The organism is Sphingomonas sp. AAP5, assembly GCF_004354345.1.
GTDB classification, from domain to species: Bacteria; Pseudomonadota; Alphaproteobacteria; order Sphingomonadales; family Sphingomonadaceae; genus Sphingomonas; species Sphingomonas glacialis.
The window spans coordinates 2,486,801-2,510,463 of the sequence record NZ_CP037913.1 but is presented as its reverse complement, the minus strand read 5'-3'; the positions used below and the strand labels follow the sequence as shown (position 1 = coordinate 2,510,463).

The window sequence follows — 23,663 nt, the reverse complement described above, 5'->3', positions numbered from 1 at the left end:
TCGATTGGTCGCAGCGCGGCCGGGCGGTCGCTTGCCGCCTGCGCGATAAACCGCTCTAGGACTGACCATGCGCGCCGTTCGTCTTATTGCCTCCGTATCTGCGCTGACGCTTGCGTCTGCGGCGAATGCGCAGTCGAGCTATCCCTCGCCCTATGGCAGCTCGCCTTATGCCAGCGTGCCGTCGCCTTATAGCGTGCAGCCGCTCTCGGATGCCGATCTGCTCGCGAGCCAGATCCGGCTGCTCGCGGCCAATCCGCAGGATTTGCAGGCGCTGATTCGGGCGGGCGAACTCGCGCTGAGGCTCGACGACGATACTGCAGCTGCCGCCTTCTTCGCGCGCGCCGAGCGGATCGATCCCCGTAATGCGCGCGTCAAGGCGGGCGAGGGCAGCTTGCTCGTCTCAGCCGAGCGGCCCGGCGACGCGCTGCGCCATTTCGCCGAGGCCGAGCGGTTGGGCGCCGATCCGCGCAGCTTCGCCGCCGACCGCGGTCTGGCCTATGACCTGATCGGCGAGCAGGAGCGCGCGCAGCGCGACTACCGCGTGGCCCTGCGCGCTGGCGCGAATGACGAGACGCAGCGACGCTATGCGCTGTCGCTCGGCATTTCGGGCAAGCGCGAGCTCGCGCTGACGCAGATCGACCAGCTGTTGCGCAAGAGCGATCGTGGCGCGTGGCGCGCGCGCGCCTTCATCCTGGCGATGGCGGGCGACAAGGCCGGCGCCGAGAAGATCGCGACGAGCATGATGCCGAGCGGGATGGCGCAAGGGTTGCAGCCGTTCTTCGAGATCCTGTCGAGTTTGCGCCCCGCCGACCGCGCGTTCGCGGTGCATTTCGGCGAAGTGCGGCCGAGCCTCGACCGCGTCAACGACGCGCGGCTCGTGCCCCCGCTCGCGGCGCTCGGCCCCGATCCGACCGCGCCGGTTCAGGTCGCGGCGGTGGTCAAGGCACCCGTCGTGGTCGACGCGCGCGAGGAACGCCGCCGCGCCAAGGAAGCGCGCCGCAATCGTGGACGCGTCGAGGTCGTCGCGAGCGTGGCGCCACCACCGCCGCCGCCGCTGCCCGCACCCCCGTCGTACGGAGCGATCGCGCCGCGCACCGCGCTTGCCGCCAACACGCCGATGACGGGCGCGCCGACGGCGACCTTTGTCCAGCGCCTGCCTGGTACGCCGGCGGTGCAATCGCCCTACGCGCAACCGCAGCGCGCGCCCGCCACGCCGTATGTCCAGTCACTGCCGGCCTCGCCCTACGCGCAAGCGCTGCCCGCTCCGCGCTACGTCCAACGCGCGCCGGTGACGGCCGCGCAAGCCGCGAACACCGCAGCGATGGCGCAGCTTCGCACCCTTCCCACGACGCCGAGCATGACCGTGCCGTCGCGTCCGGTCCAGACGGCGGCTGCCCCGACCCAGGCCACGATCGCGGCGCCGGCAGCGACCGTCGCTGCGCCGCTGCCCGTCGCGGTGCCGCAAGTCAGCGCTCCGGTGGTGAGAGCGCCCGCGCCGACAGCGGTTGCCTCGGCAACCGCCGCGCCGGTTGTGCTCGCCGCGTCGAACACCCCGCTCCCGGTCGGCGATCGTGGCACAGCGGCGTCGACGACGCGCCTCGGCGCGACGCCGGGCGGGCTCGTCGCAGCACCGAGCACCAGCACGGCGGGCGCGGCCGTTCCGTCGCCGGCGACTGCTCCGACTCAGACCGCCACGGCGCCGCCCGACGGTACGCTCGCAGCGGCGGCGGAAAGCGCGACGATCGTTGCAGCGACGCCTGCACCGGTTGACGTCGCCCCAACCCCGGTCGCGCCTACGCCAGCGGCGCCGACACCCGTCCGCAGCGAGGATTCGATCCTCGCGGCGATCATCTCCGACATAAAGGTGCCCGCCAACGAGTCGCCGGTCGAAACCGCGCCGAGCCCGACCCCGGCGCCAATCGAGCGTGCGCGCGCTGTGGTCCCGCCCTTGGATACGACCCGAGCCGATGAAGTAGCGGCGCAGAAGAAGCTGGCAGCCGAGAAGAAGCTCGCCGACAAGAAAGCCGCCGATCAGGCCGCGCTCGCCGAAGCGAAGAAGGCGGCTGCCGACAAGAAGCTCGCCGACACCAAGAAGGCCGCTGCCGACAAGAAGATCGCCGACGCGAAGAAAGCCGTCGCCGACAAGAAACTGGCGGACGCCAAGAAGGCGGCCGAGGAAAAGCGCAAGAACGATCCCAAGCTGCTCGAGCCGTCGCGGATCTGGGTCCAGGTCGCGGGCGGCGCGAACGAGAACGATCTGCCCAAGCAATGGTCGAAGCTGCGCAGCGGCAACAAGCAACTCGCCGGCCGCAGCGGCTGGACGACGCCGCTGCGCGCGACCAACCGTATCCTGACCGGCCCGTTCAAGACCGACGACGAAGCGCAGGCGTTCGTCAACAAGATCGCCAAGGACGGCGTATCGGGCTTCGTCTTCGTCAGCGACGCCGGCCAGAAGATCTCCAAGCTCGGCGCCAAATGACCCTTCGATTGATGGACTACCGACCGGTATGACGCTGCTTGCGCCCTGGGCCTCTCACCCGGAGCGCAGCCGCGGTCGCCTCCATGTAGAACAAAAGGGGAGCGCGCCCGGTGGCGCGCGCGGCCCGCGCGATGCCTTCCAGCGCGACCGCGACCGGATCATCCATTCGATCAGCTTCCGCCGGCTGCGCCACAAGACGCAGGTGTTCATGGCGCCCGACGGCGACCATTTCCGCGTCCGGCTGACGCACAGCCTCGAAGTCGCGCAGATCGCGCGCACGATTGCGCGAACGCTCGGGCTCAACGAGGATCTGACCGAGGCACTGTCGCTCGCGCACGACATCGGCCATCCGCCGTTCGGCCACGCCGGCGAGGATGCGCTTCAGGCGGCGCTGGCCGGGCAGGGCGGGTTCGACCATAACGGCAATACGCTGCGCGCGCTGATGACGATCGACAGCCCGTATCCGCGCTGGAACGGGCTCAACCTGACATGGGAAACGCTCGAGGGGCTCGCCAAGCATAACGGCCCGGTAAAGAAGCCGCGCTGGGCGTTGGCGGATTGCGATGCGGCGTTTCCACTCGATCTGGGCAATTGGTCGAGCCTAGAGGCGCAAGTCGCGGCGATTGCCGACGACATCGCCTATGACAATCACGATATCGACGATGGCCTGCGCGCTGGCTTGCTGACGCTCGACCAATTGCTCGAAGTGCCGCTGATCGCGCGCGGCTGGGATGCCGTACGCGCGCGCTTTTCCGACGTCGTACCCGCACGGCTGGTCGGCGAGCTGATCCGCTCGCAGATCGGCGCGATGGTCAACGATCTGATCGCCGAGACGCGGTCGCGGCTAGTCGGGATTGGTGATAGCGCCGACGTGCGCGCGGCGGGGCGCTGCCTGGTCGGCTTCTCGCCCGAAATGCGCGAGGACGAGCGGATCCTCAAGCGCTTCATGTACGCGAATCTCTACCACCACCCGCGCCAGCTCGAGGCGGCGCGCGCGGCGGAAGGGATCATAACAGGGTTGTTTGCCGCCTATCGCGCCGATGCGCGACGGATGCCGGCGGATTGGGCGGCGCGGATCCCGGCTGAAGAGCCGTGGCGCAGCCGCCACATCGCCGATTTCATCGCCGGGATGACCGATCATTACGCAGTGTCGCGTTACCGCGAGGTGGTCGGTCCAATCGATTTGCCCGAAGGTTTCTGAACCCGGCACTCGATACGGCTTGAGCGTGTCGCTCCGCTTGCCATTGGCAGTCGGAGCAACACGCCCGGCCCGAACGGCTTAGCGGAATGCCAGCTTGGTCGACGAGGTCAGCTTGGCCTGCGCGTTGGGGACGACGAACGAGACGGGGGTCCCGCCCGAAACGCCGGTCACCTGGTCGCCGCGGACGTTGAGCTCGAACGCGCTGCCCGACTGGCGGCGGCCGCTGATCAGGACGTGGTCGCCCTTGTCGATCGTCTTGTAGGTGTAAGTCTCGCCGTCGCGCGTGAAGGTGTGGCTGGCGGAATCCGTGGCAAGCGCAGGCGAAACCGTGGCAGCAAGCAGGGCCGTAGCGGCGAAAATGGTCTTGATCATGATCGTTCCTTCCGAATTTCGAAAGCCGATCGCGCATCCTCTCCACAGAAGATGATTGTGATGATGGGACTAACATATTGCGGTGCAGCATGAGCCCAAGCGCAAAGAATGCGCGACCAGTTGCACGAAACGAAAGCGTCTGACCGTAGCGGGCATAATTCTGCGACAGATTGCGGTGATACCTCCGCACGGCGTAAAGAAGGACGCGGTGATGACGAAGGCAAGTATCGCACTCAATCGGTTCGGTTTGGGCGCACGCGGCGATCAGCCGATTCCGGCCGACCCGGTTGCATGGCTGAACGGGCAGTTCGCGCATTATGATCCCCGTCCCGATGCGATCGCCTCGGCGCCGACGAGCGCGGCGGTATCGGCCGATCTCGCCGACTATTTCCGCCAGCAGCGCGCGCTGCGCGCGCAGCAGGGTGGCAAACCGGGCGTGCCGCCTGGTCCTCCTGCCGCAGTCGCGCCGATGCCGGGATCGGCACCCGCGGGATTGCAGATGGGGGCGCAGTCGGTCCAGCCGCCGGGGATGGCGCCGTTGCCGCCGGCCGCAAAGCCGATGCCCGACGATGCGATGAAGCAGGCGCGTCAGTTCGCCGCGCGCACCGGGCGCGGGGATTATGCCGGCGCGGTCGGCGCGCGGGTGACGCAGGCACTGATCACCGACACGCCGTTCGTCGAGCGACTGGTGCATTTCTGGGCGAACCATTTTGCGGTTTCGGCCGATAAGCTCCAGGTGGTCGGGCTGGCGGGAACGCTCGAATTCGAGGCGATCCGGCCGCATGTACTCGGCAGTTTCCACGACATGCTGATGGCGGTGGAACAGCATCCCGCGATGCTGCTCTATCTCGATCAGGCGGTGTCGGTCGGTCCGAATTCGCCGCTCGGTCAACGGATCGCCGCACGCGCGGCCGGGAATGGTGGGCGCAAGGTCGGCCTCAACGAGAATCTCGCGCGCGAGATCCTCGAGCTGCATACGCTCGGCGTGCGGACGGGCTATAGCCAGGCCGACGTCACCGAATTCGCGCGCGCGATGACGGGTTGGACCGTCGCCGGGATCGGGCAGGGGCCGGGCGCTCGCGCCGCCGGGACCGATGGCTTGCCGGGCGATTTCGTCTTTGCCGCACCGTTGCACGAACCAGGCGACCGCATGGTGATGGGCAAGACCTATCCCGCAGGCGGAGTCGAGCAGGCGAGCGCGGTGCTCGCCGACGTGGCGGTTTCGCCCGCCACCGCGAGCCACATCGCGACCAAGCTCGCGCGGCATTTCGCGGGCGACACCCCGCCGCCGGCGATGGTCGCGCGGCTGCAGGCGGCATTCGTCAAATCGGGCGGCGATCTGCCGAGCGTGTATCGCGCGCTGATCGCTTCGCCCGAGGCGTGGGTCGAGCAACCGCTCAAGTTCAAGACGCCGTGGGAGTGGACGATCTCGTCGATGCGCGCGCTGAACGTGAAGACCGCGGATCCACAGGCGATGGTCGGCCTGCTCAACCAGCTCGGCCAGCCGACGTGGAAGCCGGGGCAGCCGATCGGCTATGACGATATCGCCGGCAGCTGGGCCGGGCCCGATGCGGTGCTGCGGCGGGTCGAGGCGGCGGAACGCTTCGCCTCGCGCGCGGCAAGCGTCGACGCGCGGGCGCTTGGCCCCAAGATCCTGCCCGGTGCGGTAACCCCGGCGACGAGCACGGCGCTCGCCAATTGCGAGAGTCCGGCGCAAGCGCTCGCGCTGCTGCTCGTCGCTCCTGAATTCATGCGGAGATAGGCCATGTATTCCCCTATTCTTGATCGTCGCGCGTTCCTCGGTGCGGGGGCGCTCGCGCTCGCGCTTGCTCCGCGCATGGCATTCGCCAAGGCCGAGACCGACAAGCGCTTCATCTTCATCATCCAGCGCGGCGCAGCCGACGGGATGGGTATCGTCGCGCCGGTCGGCGATCCGGCGTTCGTCGGCGCGCGTGGCGATCTCGCCGCCGATTTCGCGAGCGCGCCTAAGCTCGACGGGATGTTCGCGTTGCATCCGACGATGACGGCGCTGCAGGGTCTTTATGGCCGCAAGCAAGCGCTGTTCGCGCATGCCGTCGCCTCGCCGTACCGCGATCGATCGCATTTCGACGGGCAGAACGTGCTCGAGAGCGGCGGGCTGAGCGCGTATCAAGTCAAGGATGGCTGGCTCAACCGGCTGCTCGGCGTGCTGCCGCCGACCGAGGCGAAGGCGATCGCGGTGTCGGCGACGGTGCCGCTCGCGCTGCGCGGCAAGCATGACGTGTCGTCCTATGCCCCCTCCAACCTGCCGCAGGCGTCAGACGATCTGATGCAGCGCGTGGCGATGCTCTATCAGGGCGACGCGCAGCTCCACGGGCTGTGGAGCGAGGCGATGAGCACGCGCGAGCTCACCAGCGATCTCGCGGCGGGCGGCGGCGCCAATGCGGTGGCGACGGGGGCGCTTGCCGCGCGCCTGCTTGCGCCCGCCAATGGCGCGCGGATCGCGATGATCGAGACCGGCGGGTGGGACACGCATACGCAGCAGCGCCAGCGGCTCGGCGCGCAGTTGAAGGGGCTCGATGGGATGATCGGCGCGCTGCAGGCGGGGCTCGGGCCTTTGTGGAGCGACACGATGGTGCTCGTCGCGACCGAATTCGGGCGGACCGTCGCGGTCAATGGCACCGGCGGGACCGATCATGGCACGGGCAGCTCGGCGATGCTGCTCGGCGGGGCGGTGCGCGGCGGACGGGTGCTGGCAGACTGGCCGGGGCTGCAAGCGGCGGCTTTGTTCGAGGGGCGCGATCTGAAGCCGACGCTGCAGCTCGACGCGTTCATCGCGGGCGCGGTGGCGGGGCATTTCAGCGTCGAGCCGGCGCGCGCGATGGCGGCGCTGTTCCCGCTGAGCAAGGGGACGAAGGCGGTCGACGGGCTGGTGTGACGCAGCAGTCACCCCGGACTTGATCCATGGATACCGGCTCAGCCCGGCATGACGGGCGTCTTCCGCGCCCCGGAGCACCGGTGCTCCCTATCCCGTTCGCCCTGAGCTTGTCGAAGGGCCCGTGCCCCGCGCGACGCGGTCGCGTGGGGAGGGCAGGGCTTCGACAGGCTCAGCCCGAACGGGGGAGGGGGCAGCGCAAAAGCGTTCTTTACTTCGCCACCACCGGCAGCAGCACCGCGCTCGCCCCCGCCGCGCCATGCTCGATCGTGACGGTCGCCTTCTTGTAGTCGGCGGGCTTCGCGAGGAAGATGTTCGGCACGAAAGTCTGCGGGTTGCGGTCATAGACCGGGAACAGCGACGACTGCACCTGCACCATGATCTTGTGCCCCGGCAGGAACTCATGGTTCACCGCCGGCAGACGGAACCGATACTGCTGCGTCTTGTTCGCCGGGATCGCACTCGGCTTGGCGAAGCTCTCGCGATACCGCCCGCGGAAGATGTCGAGGCTGATCGCGAGCTGATAGCCGCCCATTTTGGGGTTGCTCGCCATTTCGTCGGGATAGACGTCGATCAGCTTGACGACGATGTCGCCGTCGCTGCCGGTCGTCTTGGCGAAGATGTCGGCCCACGGCACGCCCGAGACCTTGACGGTCTTGGTCAGCGCAGGCGTCGAATAGCTCATCACGTCGGTGCGACCGTCGACCGAGCGCTGGTCCGAGACGAGCCAGTCGCCCCAGCGGCCATCGTCGAAATTGATCGGGCGCGGGAGGTAGGGGACCGGGTTGGCGGGGTCGGACACATAGCTGTCGCCACCGCTCGCCGCGCGCTCGAAGCCGAGTCCCTTGTCGGCCTGCAGATAGAGCGGGGTCAGCGGCGTGTCGCAGCCGGTGTCGCACGACAGCGGCCATTTGGGGAAACTGTCCCAATGGTTCGCACCAGTGTTGTAGATTGCGGCGGCGGGCAGCGTGACTGCCGGACCGTCCTTCAGATATTGGTTGAAGAACGGCAGCACCATGTCTTCGCGATATTGCTGCGCGGTGTCGCCGTTCCACGTCAGCGGTCCGAGCGTGCGGCCCTCGCGATTGACTTGGCTGTGGCGCCACGGGCCCATCACGAGATAGTTGTTCGACTGGTGCCCGGCCTTGACGAGTGCCTCATAGCTGTGGATCCCGCCCCACATGTCCTCATGATCCCACAGGCCCTGTTCCCACAGCGTGGGAACGTTCGACGGGCTCGCCGCGAGCAAGGTGTCGAGCGCCTGGCCCGACCAGAAGCCGTCATAGGCGGGATGCTCGACCATCCGCTTCCAGTACGGCAGCTGGTCGTAACCCGACTTCTTCGCCCAATCGCCCGCCGAGATGGTGCGGAAATTATCGTAATCGTCATAGCCACCCGACGGGGGCGCCTTGCCCTCGCCCTTGTAGCCGGTCTGCGACCCGAGCCAGCCGATATTGGGCAAGCGGAACGCGCCGTAATGGAACCAGTCGTCGCCCATCCAGCCGTCGATCATCGGGCTCTGCGGTGCTGCGACCTTCAGCGCAGGGTGCGGATGGAGCAGCGCCATCACCACGGTGAAGCCCTCGTACGACGATCCGATCATCCCGACGCGGCCGTTCGATTCCGGCAGGTTCGCCTTGTTCACCAGCCAGTCGATCGTGTCGTACGCATCGGTCGTGTGATCGACCTTGGTCTGGTTGAGCGGGCCGATGACCGGACGCGTGACGACATAGTCGCCTTCCGAGCCGTATTTGCCGCGAATGTCCTGATAGACGCGGATATAGCCGCCCTTGACGAACATCTCGTCGGCGAGCGGCAGCGTCGACAGCTCGCTCGCCGAGTCCGTGCGGTGCGCGCGGCCCTTGGCGTTGTACGGCGTGCGCGTGAGGACGATCGGCGCGTTGGTCAGGCCCTTGGCGTAGACGATCACGGTGTAGAGCTTGGTCCCGTCGCGCATCGGGATCATCACCTCGCGCTTGACGTAATCGTTCTGCGCCTCGGGCGGGCTGAACTTGGCGGGGATGTCGCCGCCGACCGCGGCTGCGGCCGGCGCCTTCTGCTGGGCGTGGACCGGCGCGAGCGCGATCACCGCGGCGGTGGCGGCGAGCAGAAGGGCGTGGCGTTTCATGGGCGACCTTTCGGAAGGGAGATATGCCGTTGGTAGGCGCAGTGTGATGCTGCGATCAACCACCCAAATCCTCCCCGGAATGGGGAGGGGACCTTGTGGCTCCTCCACCCTTTTGCTGAAGGGGCAAAAGGGTCACGCTCCCCGTGGCGGGTAGGAGTGTTTGAAGCCGCCCCCCGTATCCGCTATGCGCCGCGCTCGCAGACACCACCGGACGTGCCCCAATGACCCTCTACACCCGTTTCGCCGCGCATATCGATGCGGTGCTCGATGCCCTTGAAGCCAGCGGCGACCTGCCCGCAGGGCTCAACCGCGCGAACATCACGGTCGAGCCGCCGCGCGACACGACGCATGGCGATCTCGCCACCAATGCCGCGATGGTGCTCGCCAAGCCCGCGCAGACCAACCCGCGCGCGCTCGCCGAGAAGATCGTCGCGCAGCTGGCCGGCCTCGACGAGGTCGAGAAGGTGTCGATTGCCGGGCCGGGCTTCATCAACATGAGCCTGACCGACGATACGTGGCGTGCCGAACTGTCGGCGATCCGCGATGGTGGCGACGATTACGGCCGCTCGAACCGCGGCGCGGGCACCACGGTCAACATCGAATATGTCTCGGCCAACCCGACCGGGCCGATGCACATGGGGCATTGCCGTGGCGCGGTCGTCGGCGATGCGCTCGCTGCGCTGCTCGAATTCGCGGGCCACAAGGTGATCCGCGAATATTACGTCAACGACGCCGGCGGCCAGGTCGACGTGCTCGCGCGCTCGGTCCACTTGCGTTACCGCGAAGCGCTTGGCGAGACCGTCGAGATCCCCGAGGGGCTGTATCCGGGCGATTACCTCGTGCCGGTCGGCCAGGCGCTCGCCGCCGAATTCGGCGACGCCTATGTCGGCAAGCCTGAAGACGAGTGGCTCGTGCTGTTCCGCACCAAGGCGGTCGCGGCGATGCTCGTGCTGATCAAGGCCGATCTCGCCTTGCTCGGCATCCATCACGACCTGTTCTCGTCCGAAGCCGAGCTGCAGGCAGCGGGCAAGCCCGAGGAGGCCGAGGCCGAATTGCGCTCGCGCGACCTGATCTATGACGGCGTGCTCGAAGCCCCCAAGGGCCAGGAGCTCGAGGATTGGGAGCCCGTCGTGCTGCCGCTGTTCCGCTCGACCCAGTTCGGCGACGACCAGGATCGCCCGATCAGGAAATCCAACGGGCAGTGGACCTATTTCGGCGCCGATCTCGCGTACCATTTCCAGAAGGCACAGTCGGCCGACGCGCTGATCGACATTTGGGGCGCCGACCATGCCGGCACCGTCAAGCGGATCGTCGCCGCAGTGCAGGCGCTGACCGGCGGCAAGACGCGCTTCGACGTCAAGCTGGTGCAGATGGTCCGCCTCATGCGCGCTGGCGAGCCGATCAAGATGTCGAAGCGCGCGGGCAATTTCGTCACGCTCGCCGATGTCGTCAACGAGGTCGGCAAGGACGTCGTCCGCTTCACCATGCTGACACGCAAGGCGGATGCGCAGATGGATTTCGACTTTGCCAAGGTGGTCGAGGCGTCGAAGGACAATCCGGTCTTCTATGTGAACTACGCGCATGCGCGCGTCGCGTCGCTCCATCGGCGTGCGGCGGAGGCGGGAATCGTCTGTGATACGGTCGACTTGTCCCAACTTGACACGGAGGACCTCGCGCTGGTGAAGTTCGCCGCGCAGTTCCCGCGGATCGTCGACACCGCTGCCGCGGCGCGCGAACCGCACCGGATTGCCTTTTATCTCTACGACTTGGCCGCTTCGCTCCATGCTTTGTGGAACGTCGGCAACGACCGGCCCGACCGGCGCTTCCTCCTGCCCGATAATCCGGCGATGACGTGCGCGCGGCTTTTCTTGGCCGATGCAATCGGGCAGATTATCCGTAACGGGTTGGGCATCATGGGCGTCCAGGCGGTCCAGGAGATGAACTGATGGCAGGCGAATACGATATGCGCGACGAGGATCGCCTTCCCTGGCTCGAAACGGTCGAGGACGATTATGACGATGGCCCGTCGGTCGTGAAGATCATCGGCCTGATCGTGGCGGCGCTGCTCGTCGTCGCGGCGGTGATCTTCGGCTATCAATATTACAAGCAACACCAGGGCGTCGACGGCAACGGCGCGATGATCGCGGCGCAAGAGGGCGATTATAAGGTCAAGCCCGACGATCCCGGTGGCATCAAGGTCGACGGCGAAGGCGACAGTGCGATCGCGACGAGCAACGGCGCCGCCACCGGCAACGCCGCGATCGACATGAAGGCGCTTCCCGAAAAGCCGATCGCGGGCAAGAAGGCTCCGGTTGCCAAGGCCGAGGCTGGCGCGAGCAAGGCCGTCGCCAAGATCCCGTCGGCCGAAAAGGCGTCGGGCGGCGCGCTGGTGCAACTCGGGTCGTTCGGCAGCGAGGCCGAAGCCGATACCAATTGGCGCGCGATCTCGAAAAAGCATGCCGATCTCGCGCCGATGGGCAAGTCGGTCCAGGCGGCGCAGGTCGGCGGCAAGACCGTCTATCGCCTGCGCGTCAATGCCGGCAGCGCGGGCCAGGCCACGAGCCTGTGCGCGAAGCTCGCCGCGGCGGGGCAGGCCTGCTTCGTGCCGCGGGGCTGATCGCGACGGCTCCGCGCGGTACCCGTCACCCCGGCCTTGTGCCGGGGTCCAGCGGGCCGCAAGTGTTGGGAGCGTAGCACGCGCGTCCCGGTGGACCCCGGGACGAGCCCGGGGTGACGTATCGGAGGGAATGGCCCGGGTCGCATTCGGAATGGTGCGAAGCCCCGCGCTTGTTGCTAAGCGCGTTGCATGAAGCCCGTCATCTTCGGCCTATCCGGCCTCGAACTTTCGCCTGCCGAGCGCAGCTTTTTCGCCGCTGCCGAGCCGGCCGGTTACATCCTGTTCAAGCGCAACATCGCGACCCGCGCGCAAGTCCGCGCGCTGACCGACAGTCTGCGCGCGCTGTCGGGGCGCGACGACGTGCCGATCCTGATCGATCAGGAAGGCGGCAGCGTCGCGCGGATGCGGCCGCCCGAATGGCCTGCTTTCCCGGCAGGCCCCGCGTTCGACCGGCTCTACGATATCGCGCCGATCTCGGCGATCGAGGCGGCGCGCGCGAATGCCGAAGCGATCGCGCTGATGCTCGCCGAGGTCGGCATCAACGTCGACTGCCTGCCGCTGCTCGACGTGGCGCAGCCCGATACGACCGAGGCGATCGCCACGCGCGCTTTCGGCTCGGACCCGATGCGCGTTGCAGCCCTCGGCAAGGCGACGCTCGACGGGCTGCAGCGCGGCGGCGTAGTCGGTGTCGTCAAGCACATGCCGGGGCATGGCCGCGCCAAGCTCGATACGCATTATCATCTGCCGACCGTCACCGCGACGGATGCCGAGCTCGAAATCGATCTCCAGCCGTTCGCGCGGCTCAGCGATGCGCCGATGGGGATGACCTCGCACATCGTGTTCGAGGCCTGGGATCCGGCGCGCCCCGCAACGCTGTCGCCCGTCGTGATCGAGCAGATCATCCGCCAGCGGATCGGCTTCGACGGGCTGTTGATGACCGACGATATCGACATGAAGGCGCTGTCGGGCACGGCCGGCGACAAGGCGGCGGGGTCGATCGCTGCGGGATGCGACCTGGTGCTCGATTGCTGGGGGCGGATGGACGAGATGGAGGATATCGCCGCGCGGCTCGGGGAGATTTCTGCGATCTCGCGCACGCGGCTCGATCGCGCGATGGCGAGCGTGGCGGGGGTGCGTGGCGACGGCGATTTCGCCGCGCTGATTGCCAAACGCGACGCGTTGCTCGCGCTCACCTGAATGCCCCCTCGCCGCGGTACCAGGTGAGGATTTAGAAGGGGCTGCCGCTCGGCGAGCGTCTTTGCTACCGTTCGCGCAATGACCGAAGACCTTGCAACGCTGACGCTCGATCTCGACGGCTGGGAAGGCCCGCTCGACGTCCTGCTCGCGCTCGCGCGCAACCAGAAGGTCGATCTGAAAGCGATCTCGATCCTCGCCTTGGTCGATCAATATCTCCGCTTCGTCGAGGAGGCGCGCGCGATCAAGCTCGAGCTGGCGGCGGATTATCTCGTGATGGCGGCGTGGCTCGCCTATCTCAAATCGGGGCTGCTGCTACCCCGCGATCCCGAGGTAGAGCCCAATCCCGAAGAGCTCGCGCTGCGCCTGCAACTCCGCCTCGAACGCCTCAGCGCGATGCGCGAGGCGGGCGCGCGGCTGGTCGCGCGCGACCGGATCGGGCGCGACGTTTTCCCGCGCGGCGCGCCCGAAGGCTTGCGCACGCAGCGCAAGGCGCTGTGGCAGGCCGAGATCTACGATCTGATCGCCGCATACGGCGTCATCACCGCACGGACGCGCCCCGTCATGCACGTCGTCGCGCAGCGCGAGGTGATGACGCTCGAGGCCGCGCTCGAGCGCGTCGGGCGGCTGCTCGGGATAACGATGGAATGGCGGACGATCGAGACCTTCCTCCCGCCGGCGGCGACGGGCGTGTTCCGCAAATCCGCGCTCGCCTCGAGCTTCGTCGCCGCGCTCGAACTCGCCAAGCAGGGCCGGGCCGAACTCCGCCAGCAATCGCCGTTCGCGCCGTTATACCTGCGCACACCCGTCGAGCCGCGGGCGTGAGTGCACCCGATCCGGTCGTTCGCGCGGTCGAAGCGGTGCTCTTCGCCGCGACCGAACCGATGACCGCGGACGCGATCCGCACGCATCTGCAGGGCGTCGAAGTCCGCGCCGCGCTCGCCACGCTGCAGGCCGATTATGCCGGGCGCGGGATCGAACTCGTCAAGCGCGGCGAGCGATGGCACTTCCAGACCGCGCCCGACATGGCGCACTTGCTGCGCCGTACGCACGAGGAGCCGCGCAAACTGACCCGCGCCGGGATCGAGACGCTCGCGATCATCGCGTACCACGAGCCGACGACGCGCGCCGAAATCGAGGCAATTCGCGGCGTCGGCATCTCTAAGGGCACCTTGGACGTATTGATGGAAGCGGGCTGGATCAGGCCTGCCGGGCGGCGCGAGGTGCCGGGACGGCCGCTGCTCTATGCGACGACCCCGGAATTCCTCGCGCATTTCGGATTGGCGAGCCGGCGCGATCTGCCGGGGATCGACGATCTGCGCGCGGCGGGGCTGCTCGACCCGGTCGATCTCGCCTTCGAGCGGATCGACTCCGACGCGGAGGTGGAAGTTTCCGACGAGGAGGACTAGATAGGGATGACCTTAGGAGACCGATCATGGGTGGTTTGAGTATTGTACACTGGCTGATCTTCGGCGGGATCGCGATCCTGGTCCTTGGTGGCGGCCGTTTCTCGAACATGATGGGTGACGTCGCCAAGGGCATCAAGTCGTTCAAGAAGGGCATGGCCGAGGACGACGAACCCAAGCGCGAACCCAATGGTGTTCCGGGCCGGATCGAAGCCAAGGCGTCGGCGGACCCCGTGTTCGACCGCGACGGCAATCGCATCCGCGACACCGAAATCTGATCAGCGGCACCGCGCTGCCATGTTCGATGTCGCATCGTCCGAAGTGATCCTGCTGGGGGTCGTGGCCTTGCTGGTGATCCCGCCCAAGGATCTGCCCAAGGCGATGCGCTTTGCCGGCCATTGGGTCGGCAAGGTTCGCGGCGTCGCGAACCAGTTCCGCTCGGGCTTCGACACGATGGTGCGCGAGGCCGAGCTGCAGGAAATGGAAAAGAAGTGGGCGGCGGAGAATGAGCGCATCATGCGCGAGCATCCGCCCGAGCCGTCGCAGCGCGCCGCGCTTTCCGGGCATCCGCATCTCGAATCGGGCGCGGAGACCGATGTCGGCTATGATGGCACCGAGGGCGATGCCCCGCCGATGATGGTCGAGACCCCGGCGCTGACCGCGCCGCCGGTGATCGCCGAACCTGCCGGCCCCGGCGCGCATGACGTGGCGCCGCACCCGGCCGAGCCCGAAACCGCCGAGCATAACCCTAGGGCGCATCCGTGAACGCACCCGTCGATGATCTCGAAGCCAGCCGCGCGCCGCTGCTCGATCACCTGGTCGAACTGCGCAAGCGGCTGTTCTTCTGCCTCGTCGCAATCCTGCTGGTGTTCATCGGCACTTATGTCTTCTCGCGCGAGATCTTCACCGTCCTGGTCCATCCGCTGCTGCTCGCCGGGCAGACCAAGCTGATCACGGTCGGGGTGTTCGACGGCTTCTTCGTCCAGCTGAAGGTCGCTTTGTTCGCCGCGCTGATGATCGCGTTTCCGGTCATCGCGATGCAGCTGTGGGCGTTCGTGTCGCCTGGCCTGTACATGAAGGAGAAGCGCGCGCTGCTCCCCTTCCTGTTCGCGACGCCGGTGTTGTTCATCGTCGGCGCGACGATGGCGTATTTCGTCGCCATCCCGTCGGCGCTGCGTTTCTTCTACAGCTTCCAAGGCAATCTTGGCGGGGTGCAGCAGGAGGCGATGACCTCGGTCGCGTCGTATCTCGATTTCGTGATGCAGTTCCTGTTCGCGTTCGGGCTCGCGTTCCTGATGCCGATCCTGCTGATGCTGGTCGAGCGCGCCGGGCTCGTGACGCGCAAGCAGCTGGTGAGTGGGCGCCGCTATGCCATCGTCGGCTGCTTCGCGCTCGCGCTGGTGCTGGCGCCGCCCGACGCAGGCTCGATGATCATGCTCGCGATCCCGCTGGTCGCGCTGTACGAGCTCGCGCTTGTGGCGATCTGGTTCACCGAGCGAAAGCGTGTGAAGGCCGCGTCGACCGAGCTCGTCGAGAGCTGATCTTCGCGCCGCACGCGTAGCGGCTCCTCAATACGACTGACACGAAAAAGGGCTGCTCCCGAACCCGGGAACAGCCCTTTTTCGTATTGCTGAAGCGCGGCTTACTTTGCGCTGTCGGCGGTCTTTGCGACGGTGTCGCCAGCCGACTTCACGTCCTTGCCAACGCCTTCGACGGTGTTGCACGCGCCGACGAGCAGGGCGGCGGCGAGGATCGCGAACGAGGTAGCCTTACGCATGATAATACTCCTGAAAAATGCCGGGGCAGCCATAAGCTGGCGGCCTCATGCGTCCAATGATCGATCTGTCGAATCGTTCCGCAACGCGATCGTGGCGCGTCCCGATTTCGCGCCGATGGTGCAGGAAATAATTGGGCCCGGAAGCGCGACCCGGGGGGGGAGGGGTAGCGCGTCCGGGCCCATGTCTTGGATAGCGAGAGCGGGGGGGCATAAATTCGCTATCCGAATATCCAAACGGCCATCGCGATGATCGGTTCCGAGAAAAGATGCGCGTCGGCGATTTTTTCGGTCCCCCCGGGCGGATCAATCGCGCCCGGTCACCGCGACTGCGATCTCGTATGCTCCGACCATCGGATCGTAATGGAGTTTCGAGCGCAATTGGCGCGATAAACCCTCGATGACGCGGCCATAGCGCTCCGCCACCAACGCGCGCATCCGGTCGTTGTCGACCAGCGCCGGCGAGTTGATCCGCAGGACGGCGCGATCGGCCACATCGGCGGCGGCGATCGAGATGCGCATGTTGGCTGTGGGATTTACCGTCATCGCGAGTTCGATGATTTCGGTGAGCAGGAAGGCGATCGCGATCGCGACGTCCTGGTTGGCGAGGTAGGGGGCAATGTCGAGCTGGATCGCGATCGGTGCGTCCTCGGGCGCGGTCGCGCGGATGTTCGCGGCCAATTCACCGAGCACCGAGCGCAGCGATAGCCCGCGATTTTCCTCGAGCTCGGCAAAATGGTTGCGATGCACCACTGCCAGCGCGTCGACGCGGCGCTGGATCGAAGCATAGGCCTGCGTCGCCTCGACACTGCGGGCCGCGCGGGCGTGGAAATTGATCAGGCTCGATATGACTTGAAGGTTGTTCTTGACGCGGTGGTGCACCTCGCGCGTCAGCTTCGTCTGGCGGACCAGTCCTTCGGCGAGGCCGGCTTCGTGCTCGGCGACCGTCCGGCTGATCGCGCGGAAGGTCTCGCCGAGTTCGCGGATTTCCTGCGCGGGCAGGGCTTGCATCGTGCCCGGATCGATTTCCTCGCCCGGCACGAAGTTCGCGACACGCGTGCGCAATTGACGCAGCGAGCGGATCAGCAGGCGGTCGACGACGAACCAGCTGATACCGGCGGCGGCGGCCCACATGATGATCGGCAGCAACAGCGCGACCAGCACCGGCGAGGTGATCGGCGCACCCTGCACTTCGGTGGTCAGGACGACGGACCCCACGCCGATGACGGTATTGATCGTCGCGCGGCGTTCGAGCGCGGTCCGCGGCGGCAAGGCGTGGAGCAGGAGCGCGTCGCGATCGAGCACCAGTTGCGCTTCATAGGGGAGCGGCGCGTTGCTCGGCATCGCGGTGGCGGCGAGCACGCGCGTCGGGAAAAACGCGGCGGCGTTGGTCCGGCCACTGGTGCTTGTGGTCGAAAGCGTCAGGCCCTGGCCGGGGATGAGATGCGCGGCAATCGCAGTGCCCGGCTTGGTCGCGCTGGGCGCTGCCCCCGCGCGAAGCGGCTCGCCGCAGATCACGCGTCCAGTGGAGTCGGAGATGACGAATCGGGTACCCATCGCGGCTTGCGGCGCGAAAACGCCTTGCGCACGCGCGCAGCTCGGCGCGTCGCCGGGATCGCTTTCGAGGGCGTTGAGCGAAACCCGCAGCGCGGTCATGTCACCGACCAGCTCGATTGCGAGCTTACGCGCGCTCTCGGTGGCGGTGACCTGCATCTGCGCACGCGTGGCTTCGTCGGCGAGCTGTGCGGTTCGGATTGTCGCGAAGAAGGCGATGATCGCCAGTGGCAAAAGACAAATGCCGAGGATCAGAAAGACCTTCGCGCCGGTCGGAATCCGGTCGAGCGCGCCACCGATCCGCCCGGACTGAAGAGGAGGGGCGGTGTCGCCAGCGATGTCAGTCATGCAACGCTCAGTCTAGTTTGCCCAGCAAGTCCAGCATCTCGGGCGGAATCGTCTCTTCGACGGTGCGTTGATACACCGTCCGCAAGGCCGCACCCATATCGCGGTCCTTGCTTTGAACCTTCGCACCAGGATTGGACGCGCGCGCCGCAACCGGCTTCTTCGAAGATTCGTCGCCCGAACGCAATGCAGTCCCCCTGGGTCACACCGGCAGACCCGGTCGTGTGAATATGGTACCGTAACAAACGGCTCGTAGATCGACTGTCGGACAATCGCAACGACCGATGTTCCAGCATGAAACCAAATAAGCGTTCGATGGTTCCGCACTCGACGCGATTTTAATTCCGGTTTTTTGGGGTACGAAAACGCGTTGCATTGCCAGGGGGCCGCTTCCACAAGGTCCCCCGATCATTACCTCAGGGAGACCCCGACAGTCATGTCGTTAGGACAGCAGCTTGCCCCCCATCTTCCGTTCCTGCGTCGCTATGGTCGTGCGCTGACCGGGAGCCAGACGCACGGCGACCGGTATGTGCGCGCTACGCTCGAAGCGATCGTTGCCGCTCCCGACGAGTTCCCACGCGAAGTCGATCCGCGCCTCGGCCTGTATCGCATGTTCCAGGCGATTTGGACCTCGACGAATTACGACGAGACTCCGGAGAACATGAGCGCGGGCGATCTCGACGGTCAGGAATCGATCGCGCGGGCGCGGCTCGCGCGGATGACCCCGTTGTCGCGTCAGGCGTTGCTGCTGACCGCGATGGAAGGCTTTACGCCCGAGGACGCGGCCTATCTGATCGATGTCGATACGAGCGAAGTCGAATTGCTCGTCACCGAAGCCCTTGCCGAAATCGAGAAGCAGACGCGCGCGCGCGTGCTGATCATCGAGGACGAGCCGATCATCGCGATGGATATCGAGACGATCGTGCGCGATCTTGGCCATGACGTGACAGGCGTTGCGGTTACGCGCGACGAAGCCGTTGCACTGGCGATGGAAGATCGTCCTGGCCTGGTGCTCGCCGATATCCAGTTGGCCGATGACAGTTCGGGCATCGACGCGGTCAAGGACATCCTCGCCGAGTTCGAGGTTCCCGTGATCTTCATCACCGCGTTCCCCGAGCGTTTGCTGACCGGCGAGCGGCCCGAGCCGACCTTCCTCATCACCAAGCCGTTCCAGCGTTCGACCGTCAAGGCGGCAATCGCCCAGGCGCTGTTCTTCGACCAGGCAACCGTTCCCGTCATCTGAGGGAACCCATTCGCGCCCCTGTGTGTTGGGTTCCATACGATACGGAACCACAACGACAGGGGGCGCGCATGGACCATGACGATCCGATCGAACTGAGCAAGCAAGATGCCCGCGCCGGTTCGACGCCCCATGTCACGCGGTACGTGCTGGGCATATCGCTGACCCTGATCATTGTGATCTTCGCGGTCCTGCTGTTTTTCTCCCAACGATAAAGTCGCTTAGCCGGTCGTGTTGGACATTGATGTCCGATGCCCCCATTTGAGCTCTGCAAAGCCGAGACTGGATTACATGACCGACGCGATCGACCATGACGAAGATGATGCGCCCGAACCCGTGGTGGAGCATGTTTCGCTCTCTGACCCGGAGTTCAAGGCGCAGCTGGCACAGGTCATTCCGCACCTGCGCGCCTTTGGTCGGTCGCTTTCAGGCAATCGCGATCTCGCAGACGATCTCGTCCAGGAAACGCTGATGAAGGCCTGGGCGGCGCGGCTGCGCTTCCAGGCTGGTACGAACATGCGCGCCTGGACCTTCATTATCTTGCGCAATCTGTATCTGAGCCAGATGCGCCGGTCGCGCTTCAAAGGCGAATGGGACGATCTGGTCGCCGATCGGATTCTCGCGGCGCCGGCGAGCCAGGACAAGCATGTCGAGCTCGGGGACATGCAGCGCGCCTTGCTGCACCTTCCGCAGCCCCAGCGCGAGGCCTTGATCCTCGTCGGCGCGGGCGGTTTTGCCTATGAAGAGGCGGCGGAGATCTGCGGCGTCGCGGTCGGCACGATCAAGAGCCGGGTCGCGCGTGGCCGCGTCGCCCTAGAAGCTGTGATGAACGACAATTCGCTCGCATCGCGGCGTACCCACAGCAATGAGCCCGGCATGTCGGCGCTCGACACGATCATGGGCGAAGTCGATGAATTGAGCCGCGAGCGACGCTAGCCGTCGTGTCGCGCGCTCAGCGCCGCACTTTTTGCAGGTCGATCGTGTCGAGGACCGCAAGGATGTCGCTGAACGGGTCGGTCGCTGCGTGCGCTTGCGGATACGCACTGCGGAGCGCCGACGAGATGATGTCCGAGCGAGCTGGCGCCGCCACGAGATACGCCGTGGTGGGCAGGTTTTGTCCAGTCGAGGCATAGGACTTTGACATATGTCAACAACGGCCGACCACACCGTTAGTTGCGTGCTATTTGGCCTGTCCTGGCTCAAGGCATGATCTCGACCATGAAAAACGCTGTCTCCGATCAAGATGTTGTTGCAGCCGTCGATCGCGCCAGGCGCTGGTCGCCGTTCCTCGCTGTCTTGCTCGAACGCGAGCCTGAACTGGCGCAGAGCCTTGCGGGCGGCGTTCTACCCGCGCTGCGCACGATCGAGATCGCAGACCTGACGATGCCGCCGGCACGCCGGCTGCGGCTGGAGCGCCGGCGGCTGGCACTGCGAGTCGCGATCGGCGACCTGTCGGGGCGCGAGGATTTGTCGGCGGTCACGCGCGCTTTGTCGGACTTTGCCGATCGCGCGCTGCATACCGCGATCCTGACCGCGATCGAGGAACGTACGCCTGGCGCCGCCCCGATCGGCTTTACCGGAATCGCGCTCGGCAAGCAGGGCAGCCACGAACTCAATTATTCCTCCGACATCGATCCGATCCTGTTGTTCGATCCCGCGACGCTGCCGCATCGCGCGCGCGAAGCGCCCGAGGAAGCCGCGGTCCGCATCGCCAAGCGCGTCGTCGAGATCCTGCAGGCGCGGGATGGCGACGGCTATGTCCTGCGCGTCGACTTGCGGCTGCGCCCGTCGCCCGAGATCACGCCGATCGCCTTGTCGGTCGATGCGGCGATTTCCTATTACGAATCGCTGGCCCTGCCATGGGAGCGCGCCGCCTTCATCCGTGCGCGTGCGGCGGCGGGAGACATTGCGCTGGGCGAGCGCTTCCTGGCCGCGGTGCAGCCGTTTGTGTGGCGCCGCGCGCTCGATTTCGGCGCCATCGGCGAGATTCGCGGTATCTCGCGGCGGATCCGCGATCATTATGCGCAGGGGCAGGCGTTCGGCCCGGGCTACGATCTCAAGCGCGGGCGCGGTGGCATCCGCGAGGTCGAATTTTTCGCGCAGATCCACCAGCTGATCCACGGCGGCCGCGATCCCGCGCTGCGCGTCGCCGATACGCGCGGTGCGTTGGCGGCGCTCGCTGCGGCGGGCTGGGTCGATCCGGACGAGGCGGTGGCGCTGAGCGACTCGTATACGTTGCTTCGCACGATCGAACACCGCGTCCAAATGATCGAGGACCGCCAGACGCATCAACTCCCGACCGGAGAGGCGCTCGATGGCGTCGCGAAGCTGCACGGTGTTGCCGATGCCGGCGCGTTGCTCGATCTGCTTCGCCCGGCGGTGACCGCGACGGCGCGCAGCTATGACGCGCTCGACCCCGAAGAGGGCGATGCGCTGTCGTTCGAGGGGGATCGGCTCGATACGCAACTGGCCGAGGCAGGCTTTGTCGAGACCAAGCTTGCGGCGCAGCGGATCGAGCAATGGCGCGGTGGTGGCTACCCCGCGCTGCGCAGCCCGGCGGCGCGCGCGGCGCTCGAGGCGGTGTTGCCCGGTCTGATCGCGGCGCTCGGTGGCGCGCCCGATCCGCAAGGCGCGATCGTGCGGCTCGACCGGATGCTCGCGCGACTGTCGAGCGCGGTCAATTTCTTCCGGCTGCTCGAGGCACGGCCAGCGCTCGCGCGGCTGCTCGGTCTGATCCTCAGCCATGCCGAGACGCTTGCCGAGGATCTCGCGCGGCGGCCCGAACTGATCGACGGGCTGATCGACGCGACTGCGCTAGATCCGGTCGAGGATGTCGCGATGCTCGCGGGCGAGATGCGCGGCGGTGCGGATTACCAGGCGCAGCTCGACCATGTCCGGCGCATCGTCGGCGAAAAGCGCTTTGCGCTCGGTACCCAGATCATCGCGGGCGTGTCGGATCCGCTGATCGTCTCGGCCGGCTATGCGCGCGTCGCCGAGGCGGCGATCCGCGTACTCGCCGCCGCCACGATTGCCGAGTTCGCACTCGCGCACGGCCGTGTGCCGGGCAGCGAGCTGGTCATTCTCGCGCTCGGCCGGATGGGCGGCGGGGCGTTGACGCACGCGTCGGACCTCGACCTGATCTATCTCTTCACCGGAGATTATCTCGCCGAATCCGACGGCGCCAAGCCACTCGGCGCGGTGCTGTATTACAATCGGCTGGCGCAACGGATCAGCGCCGCGCTGTCGGTGCCGACCGCATCGGGACCGCTCTACGAGGTCGATACGCGGTTGCGCCCGTCGGGGACGCAAGGGCCGCTCAGCGTCTCGCTCGACGGGTTCGCACGCTATCAGCGCGAAAGCGCGTGGACGTGGGAGCATATGGCGCTCGCGCGCGCGCGGTGCGTGTTCGGAAGTGCGGACGCCGAGGCGGCGGTTTCGGCGATCGTCGGCGCGGTGCTGCGCGGTGATCGACCGCGGCGCGATGTCGTCGCCGAGGGGACGAAGATGCGCGCCGACATGGCCGCGCACAAGCCGCCGCTCGGGCCGCTCGATGCCAAACTGCTCCCCGGCGGGCTCGTCGATCTCGAATTCGCGGTGCACATGGTGCAGCTGCAAAGCGGGCAGGGGCTCGATCCCAATTTGCGCCGCGCCATCGCTGCGCTGGACGCGGCGGGTCTGGCGCCCGCGGCGATGCTCCCCGCGCACGATCTGCTGACGCGGCTGCTCGTCACGCTGCGGCTGGTCGCGCCCGATGCGCGTGCGCCGGGCCCCGCGACGCAAGCGCTCGTCGCGCAGGCGCTCGGCATGACGGATTGGCCCGCGGTGGTTGCCTCGCTCGAGACGACGCGGCAGGAGGTGTCCGCCTGGCTCAAGCATGTCGAGGAACCAACACCATGACGAACACCCAGACGACCGTCGATGTGGGCGATGCGCTGCCGGATCTCGACCTCGTCCTGCCCGACGGCGCGCGCACCGCCTTGCGCGACCGGGTCGGCCGGATCTTCGTGCTCTATTTCTACCCCAAGGACGATACGAGCGGGTGTACCCGCGAAGCACAGGATTTCAGTGCGCATCAGGCGGATTTCGATGCACTCGGCGCAGACGTGCTCGGTGTATCGCGGGACACGCCCGCGAAGCACCAGAAGTTCATCGCCAAATATGATCTCGCCGTACCGCTGGCGAGCGACGAGGACGCGGTCGTGCTCGAGGCGTTCGGCGTCTGGGTCGAGAAGCAGATGTACGGCAAGACCTATATGGGGATCGAGCGCGCGACGTTCCTGTTCGATGCGAAGGGCGTGCTCGTGCGCGCCTGGCGCAAGGTGCGCGTGCCCGGCCATGCCGCCGAAGTGCTCGAGGCGGTTCGCGCCATCGCGTGACGGTTCCCCGCATCTGTCGATTCCATCAGTATTTTTACGATGCGCTAAACGACTCGCCGTGGC

General features: G+C 66.7%; 23 protein-coding genes. 17 read left to right on the top strand and 6 right to left on the bottom strand.

Annotation, left to right across the window (positions count from 1 at the left end; all coding sequences use genetic code 11):
- The first annotated feature begins 67 nt into the window (after nt 1-67).
- Both E2E30_RS11700 and E2E30_RS11695 read left to right on the top strand, forming a co-directional pair.
- Nucleotides 68-2,479, top strand: a complete 2,412-nt coding sequence (locus tag E2E30_RS11700; RefSeq protein WP_133189999.1) for an SPOR domain-containing protein — start codon at nt 68-70, stop codon at nt 2,477-2,479.
- A gap of 28 nt (nt 2,480-2,507) precedes the next feature.
- Nucleotides 2,508-3,680 carry a deoxyguanosinetriphosphate triphosphohydrolase gene (locus tag E2E30_RS11695; protein ID WP_133189997.1) on the top strand — a complete coding sequence of 391 codons (1,173 nt, stop codon included), beginning with the start codon at nt 2,508-2,510 and terminating at the stop codon, nt 3,678-3,680.
- Nucleotides 3,681-3,758: 78 nt separating this feature from the next.
- Here E2E30_RS11695 and E2E30_RS11690 read toward each other — a convergent pair whose 3' ends face one another.
- On the bottom strand, nt 3,759-4,052 hold the full coding sequence (locus E2E30_RS11690; protein WP_133189995.1) for a hypothetical protein: 294 nt from the start codon (nt 4,050-4,052) through the stop codon (nt 3,759-3,761).
- A 211-nt stretch (nt 4,053-4,263) separates the two neighbouring features.
- On the opposite strand from E2E30_RS11690, the gene E2E30_RS11685 reads away from it, so the two are divergent.
- Nucleotides 4,264-5,814 carry a DUF1800 domain-containing protein gene (locus E2E30_RS11685; RefSeq protein WP_133189993.1) on the top strand — a complete coding sequence of 517 codons (1,551 nt, stop codon included), beginning with the start codon at nt 4,264-4,266 and terminating at the stop codon, nt 5,812-5,814.
- 3 nt (nt 5,815-5,817) lie between these two features.
- Nucleotides 5,818-6,969, top strand: a complete 1,152-nt coding sequence (locus E2E30_RS11680) for a DUF1501 domain-containing protein (RefSeq protein ID WP_240698917.1) — start codon at nt 5,818-5,820, stop codon at nt 6,967-6,969.
- Nucleotides 6,970-7,177: 208 nt separating this feature from the next.
- Here E2E30_RS11680 and E2E30_RS11675 read toward each other — a convergent pair whose 3' ends face one another.
- Entirely contained in the window at nt 7,178-9,094 is a 1,917-nt protein-coding gene (locus tag E2E30_RS11675; protein WP_133189991.1) for a CocE/NonD family hydrolase, read from the bottom strand.
- Nucleotides 9,095-9,315: 221 nt separating this feature from the next.
- On the opposite strand from E2E30_RS11675, the gene argS reads away from it, so the two are divergent.
- The 8 genes from argS (at nt 9,316) to tatC (ending at nt 15,852) form a co-directional block, all read left to right on the top strand.
- Nucleotides 9,316-11,040 (top strand): arginine--tRNA ligase, encoded by a 1,725-nt coding sequence (gene argS / locus E2E30_RS11670; protein ID WP_133189989.1) that lies wholly within the window; start codon nt 9,316-9,318, stop codon nt 11,038-11,040.
- Nucleotides 11,040-11,711 carry an SPOR domain-containing protein gene (locus E2E30_RS11665; protein ID WP_206365566.1) on the top strand — a complete coding sequence of 224 codons (672 nt, stop codon included), beginning with the start codon at nt 11,040-11,042 and terminating at the stop codon, nt 11,709-11,711. The genes argS and E2E30_RS11665 overlap by 1 nt, the downstream gene beginning before the upstream one ends.
- Nucleotides 11,712-11,900: 189 nt before the next feature.
- The gene (locus tag E2E30_RS11660) at nt 11,901-12,908 is read left to right on the top strand and encodes a glycoside hydrolase family 3 N-terminal domain-containing protein (RefSeq protein ID WP_133189985.1); all 1,008 of its coding nucleotides are present in this window, start codon (nt 11,901-11,903) and stop codon (nt 12,906-12,908) included.
- Between the two features lie 78 nt (nt 12,909-12,986).
- The gene (locus E2E30_RS11655; protein WP_133189983.1) at nt 12,987-13,730 is read left to right on the top strand and encodes a segregation and condensation protein A; all 744 of its coding nucleotides are present in this window, start codon (nt 12,987-12,989) and stop codon (nt 13,728-13,730) included.
- Nucleotides 13,727-14,314 (top strand): SMC-Scp complex subunit ScpB, encoded by a 588-nt coding sequence (scpB, locus tag E2E30_RS11650; RefSeq protein ID WP_133189981.1) that lies wholly within the window; start codon nt 13,727-13,729, stop codon nt 14,312-14,314. Before E2E30_RS11655 ends, scpB begins: the two co-directional genes overlap by 4 nt.
- Before the next feature lie 26 nt (nt 14,315-14,340).
- Nucleotides 14,341-14,589, top strand: coding sequence for a twin-arginine translocase TatA/TatE family subunit (locus tag E2E30_RS11645; protein ID WP_133189979.1), 249 nt, complete (start codon nt 14,341-14,343; stop codon nt 14,587-14,589).
- 19 nt (nt 14,590-14,608) lie between these two features.
- Nucleotides 14,609-15,076, top strand: a complete 468-nt coding sequence (tatB, locus tag E2E30_RS11640) for a Sec-independent protein translocase protein TatB (protein WP_133189977.1) — start codon at nt 14,609-14,611, stop codon at nt 15,074-15,076.
- Nucleotides 15,073-15,852: a twin-arginine translocase subunit TatC gene (gene tatC / locus E2E30_RS11635; protein ID WP_133189975.1), complete on the top strand. Its 780-nt coding sequence runs from the start codon at nt 15,073-15,075 to the stop codon at nt 15,850-15,852. Before tatB ends, tatC begins: the two co-directional genes overlap by 4 nt.
- 101 nt (nt 15,853-15,953) lie before the next feature.
- Here tatC and E2E30_RS11630 read toward each other — a convergent pair whose 3' ends face one another.
- The 3 genes from E2E30_RS11630 to E2E30_RS21025 all read right to left on the bottom strand — a co-directional run bounded on the left by E2E30_RS11630 (nt 15,954) and on the right by E2E30_RS21025 (nt 18,171).
- Nucleotides 15,954-16,088: an entericidin A/B family lipoprotein gene (locus E2E30_RS11630; protein WP_133189973.1), complete on the bottom strand. Its 135-nt coding sequence runs from the start codon at nt 16,086-16,088 to the stop codon at nt 15,954-15,956.
- Nucleotides 16,089-16,391: 303 nt separating this feature from the next.
- Entirely contained in the window at nt 16,392-17,987 is a 1,596-nt protein-coding gene (locus tag E2E30_RS11625) for a sensor histidine kinase (RefSeq protein WP_133189971.1), read from the bottom strand.
- 7 nt (nt 17,988-17,994) lie between these two features.
- Nucleotides 17,995-18,171 (bottom strand): NepR family anti-sigma factor, encoded by a 177-nt coding sequence (locus tag E2E30_RS21025; RefSeq protein ID WP_229839242.1) that lies wholly within the window; start codon nt 18,169-18,171, stop codon nt 17,995-17,997.
- A gap of 249 nt (nt 18,172-18,420) precedes the next feature.
- On the opposite strand from E2E30_RS21025, the gene E2E30_RS11620 reads away from it, so the two are divergent.
- From E2E30_RS11620 to E2E30_RS11615, 3 genes are all read left to right on the top strand, one after another.
- Nucleotides 18,421-19,227, top strand: a complete 807-nt coding sequence (locus tag E2E30_RS11620) for a response regulator (protein WP_133189969.1) — start codon at nt 18,421-18,423, stop codon at nt 19,225-19,227.
- 68 nt (nt 19,228-19,295) lie between these two features.
- Nucleotides 19,296-19,439, top strand: coding sequence for a hypothetical protein (locus tag E2E30_RS20765; RefSeq protein WP_165954505.1), 144 nt, complete (start codon nt 19,296-19,298; stop codon nt 19,437-19,439).
- Nucleotides 19,440-19,515: 76 nt separating this feature from the next.
- Nucleotides 19,516-20,160: a sigma-70 family RNA polymerase sigma factor gene (locus E2E30_RS11615; protein ID WP_133189967.1), complete on the top strand. Its 645-nt coding sequence runs from the start codon at nt 19,516-19,518 to the stop codon at nt 20,158-20,160.
- A 16-nt stretch (nt 20,161-20,176) separates the two neighbouring features.
- Here the strand turns inward: E2E30_RS11615 and E2E30_RS20760 are convergent, their stop codons facing one another.
- A complete protein-coding gene (locus E2E30_RS20760; RefSeq protein ID WP_165954504.1) occupies nt 20,177-20,314 on the bottom strand; it encodes a hypothetical protein in 138 nt (45 codons plus the stop codon).
- A gap of 128 nt (nt 20,315-20,442) precedes the next feature.
- On the opposite strand from E2E30_RS20760, the gene E2E30_RS11610 reads away from it, so the two are divergent.
- Together E2E30_RS11610 and E2E30_RS11605 are read left to right on the top strand one after the other, a co-directional pair.
- Nucleotides 20,443-23,121, top strand: a complete 2,679-nt coding sequence (locus tag E2E30_RS11610) for a DUF294 nucleotidyltransferase-like domain-containing protein (protein WP_133189965.1) — start codon at nt 20,443-20,445, stop codon at nt 23,119-23,121.
- A complete protein-coding gene (locus E2E30_RS11605; protein WP_133189962.1) occupies nt 23,118-23,600 on the top strand; it encodes a peroxiredoxin in 483 nt (160 codons plus the stop codon). Before E2E30_RS11610 ends, E2E30_RS11605 begins: the two co-directional genes overlap by 4 nt.
- Nucleotides 23,601-23,663 lie beyond the last annotated feature (63 nt).

Coding starts and splice junctions, on each gene's coding strand:
- argS (WP_133189989.1), top strand. CDS start 9,316: ATGACCCTCTACACCCGTTTCGCCGCGCATATCGATGCGGTGCTCGAT.
- E2E30_RS11655 (WP_133189983.1), top strand. CDS start 12,987: ATGACCGAAGACCTTGCAACGCTGACGCTCGATCTCGACGGCTGGGAA.
- E2E30_RS11690 (WP_133189995.1), bottom strand. CDS start 4,052: ATGATCAAGACCATTTTCGCCGCTACGGCCCTGCTTGCTGCCACGGTT.
- E2E30_RS11685 (WP_133189993.1), top strand. CDS start 4,264: ATGACGAAGGCAAGTATCGCACTCAATCGGTTCGGTTTGGGCGCACGC.
- E2E30_RS11620 (WP_133189969.1), top strand. CDS start 18,421: ATGTCGTTAGGACAGCAGCTTGCCCCCCATCTTCCGTTCCTGCGTCGC.
- E2E30_RS11675 (WP_133189991.1), bottom strand. CDS start 9,094: ATGAAACGCCACGCCCTTCTGCTCGCCGCCACCGCCGCGGTGATCGCG.
- E2E30_RS11665 (WP_206365566.1), top strand. CDS start 11,040: ATGGCAGGCGAATACGATATGCGCGACGAGGATCGCCTTCCCTGGCTC.
- E2E30_RS11615 (WP_133189967.1), top strand. CDS start 19,516: ATGACCGACGCGATCGACCATGACGAAGATGATGCGCCCGAACCCGTG.
- E2E30_RS11660 (WP_133189985.1), top strand. CDS start 11,901: ATGAAGCCCGTCATCTTCGGCCTATCCGGCCTCGAACTTTCGCCTGCC.
- tatB (WP_133189977.1), top strand. CDS start 14,609: ATGTTCGATGTCGCATCGTCCGAAGTGATCCTGCTGGGGGTCGTGGCC.
- E2E30_RS11680 (WP_240698917.1), top strand. CDS start 5,818: ATGTATTCCCCTATTCTTGATCGTCGCGCGTTCCTCGGTGCGGGGGCG.
- E2E30_RS11630 (WP_133189973.1), bottom strand. CDS start 16,088: ATGCGTAAGGCTACCTCGTTCGCGATCCTCGCCGCCGCCCTGCTCGTC.
- E2E30_RS11625 (WP_133189971.1), bottom strand. CDS start 17,987: ATGACTGACATCGCTGGCGACACCGCCCCTCCTCTTCAGTCCGGGCGG.
- E2E30_RS11695 (WP_133189997.1), top strand. CDS start 2,508: ATGACGCTGCTTGCGCCCTGGGCCTCTCACCCGGAGCGCAGCCGCGGT.
- E2E30_RS11605 (WP_133189962.1), top strand. CDS start 23,118: ATGACGAACACCCAGACGACCGTCGATGTGGGCGATGCGCTGCCGGAT.
- E2E30_RS11700 (WP_133189999.1), top strand. CDS start 68: ATGCGCGCCGTTCGTCTTATTGCCTCCGTATCTGCGCTGACGCTTGCG.
- E2E30_RS20765 (WP_165954505.1), top strand. CDS start 19,296: ATGGACCATGACGATCCGATCGAACTGAGCAAGCAAGATGCCCGCGCC.
- E2E30_RS11645 (WP_133189979.1), top strand. CDS start 14,341: ATGGGTGGTTTGAGTATTGTACACTGGCTGATCTTCGGCGGGATCGCG.
- E2E30_RS11610 (WP_133189965.1), top strand. CDS start 20,443: ATGAAAAACGCTGTCTCCGATCAAGATGTTGTTGCAGCCGTCGATCGC.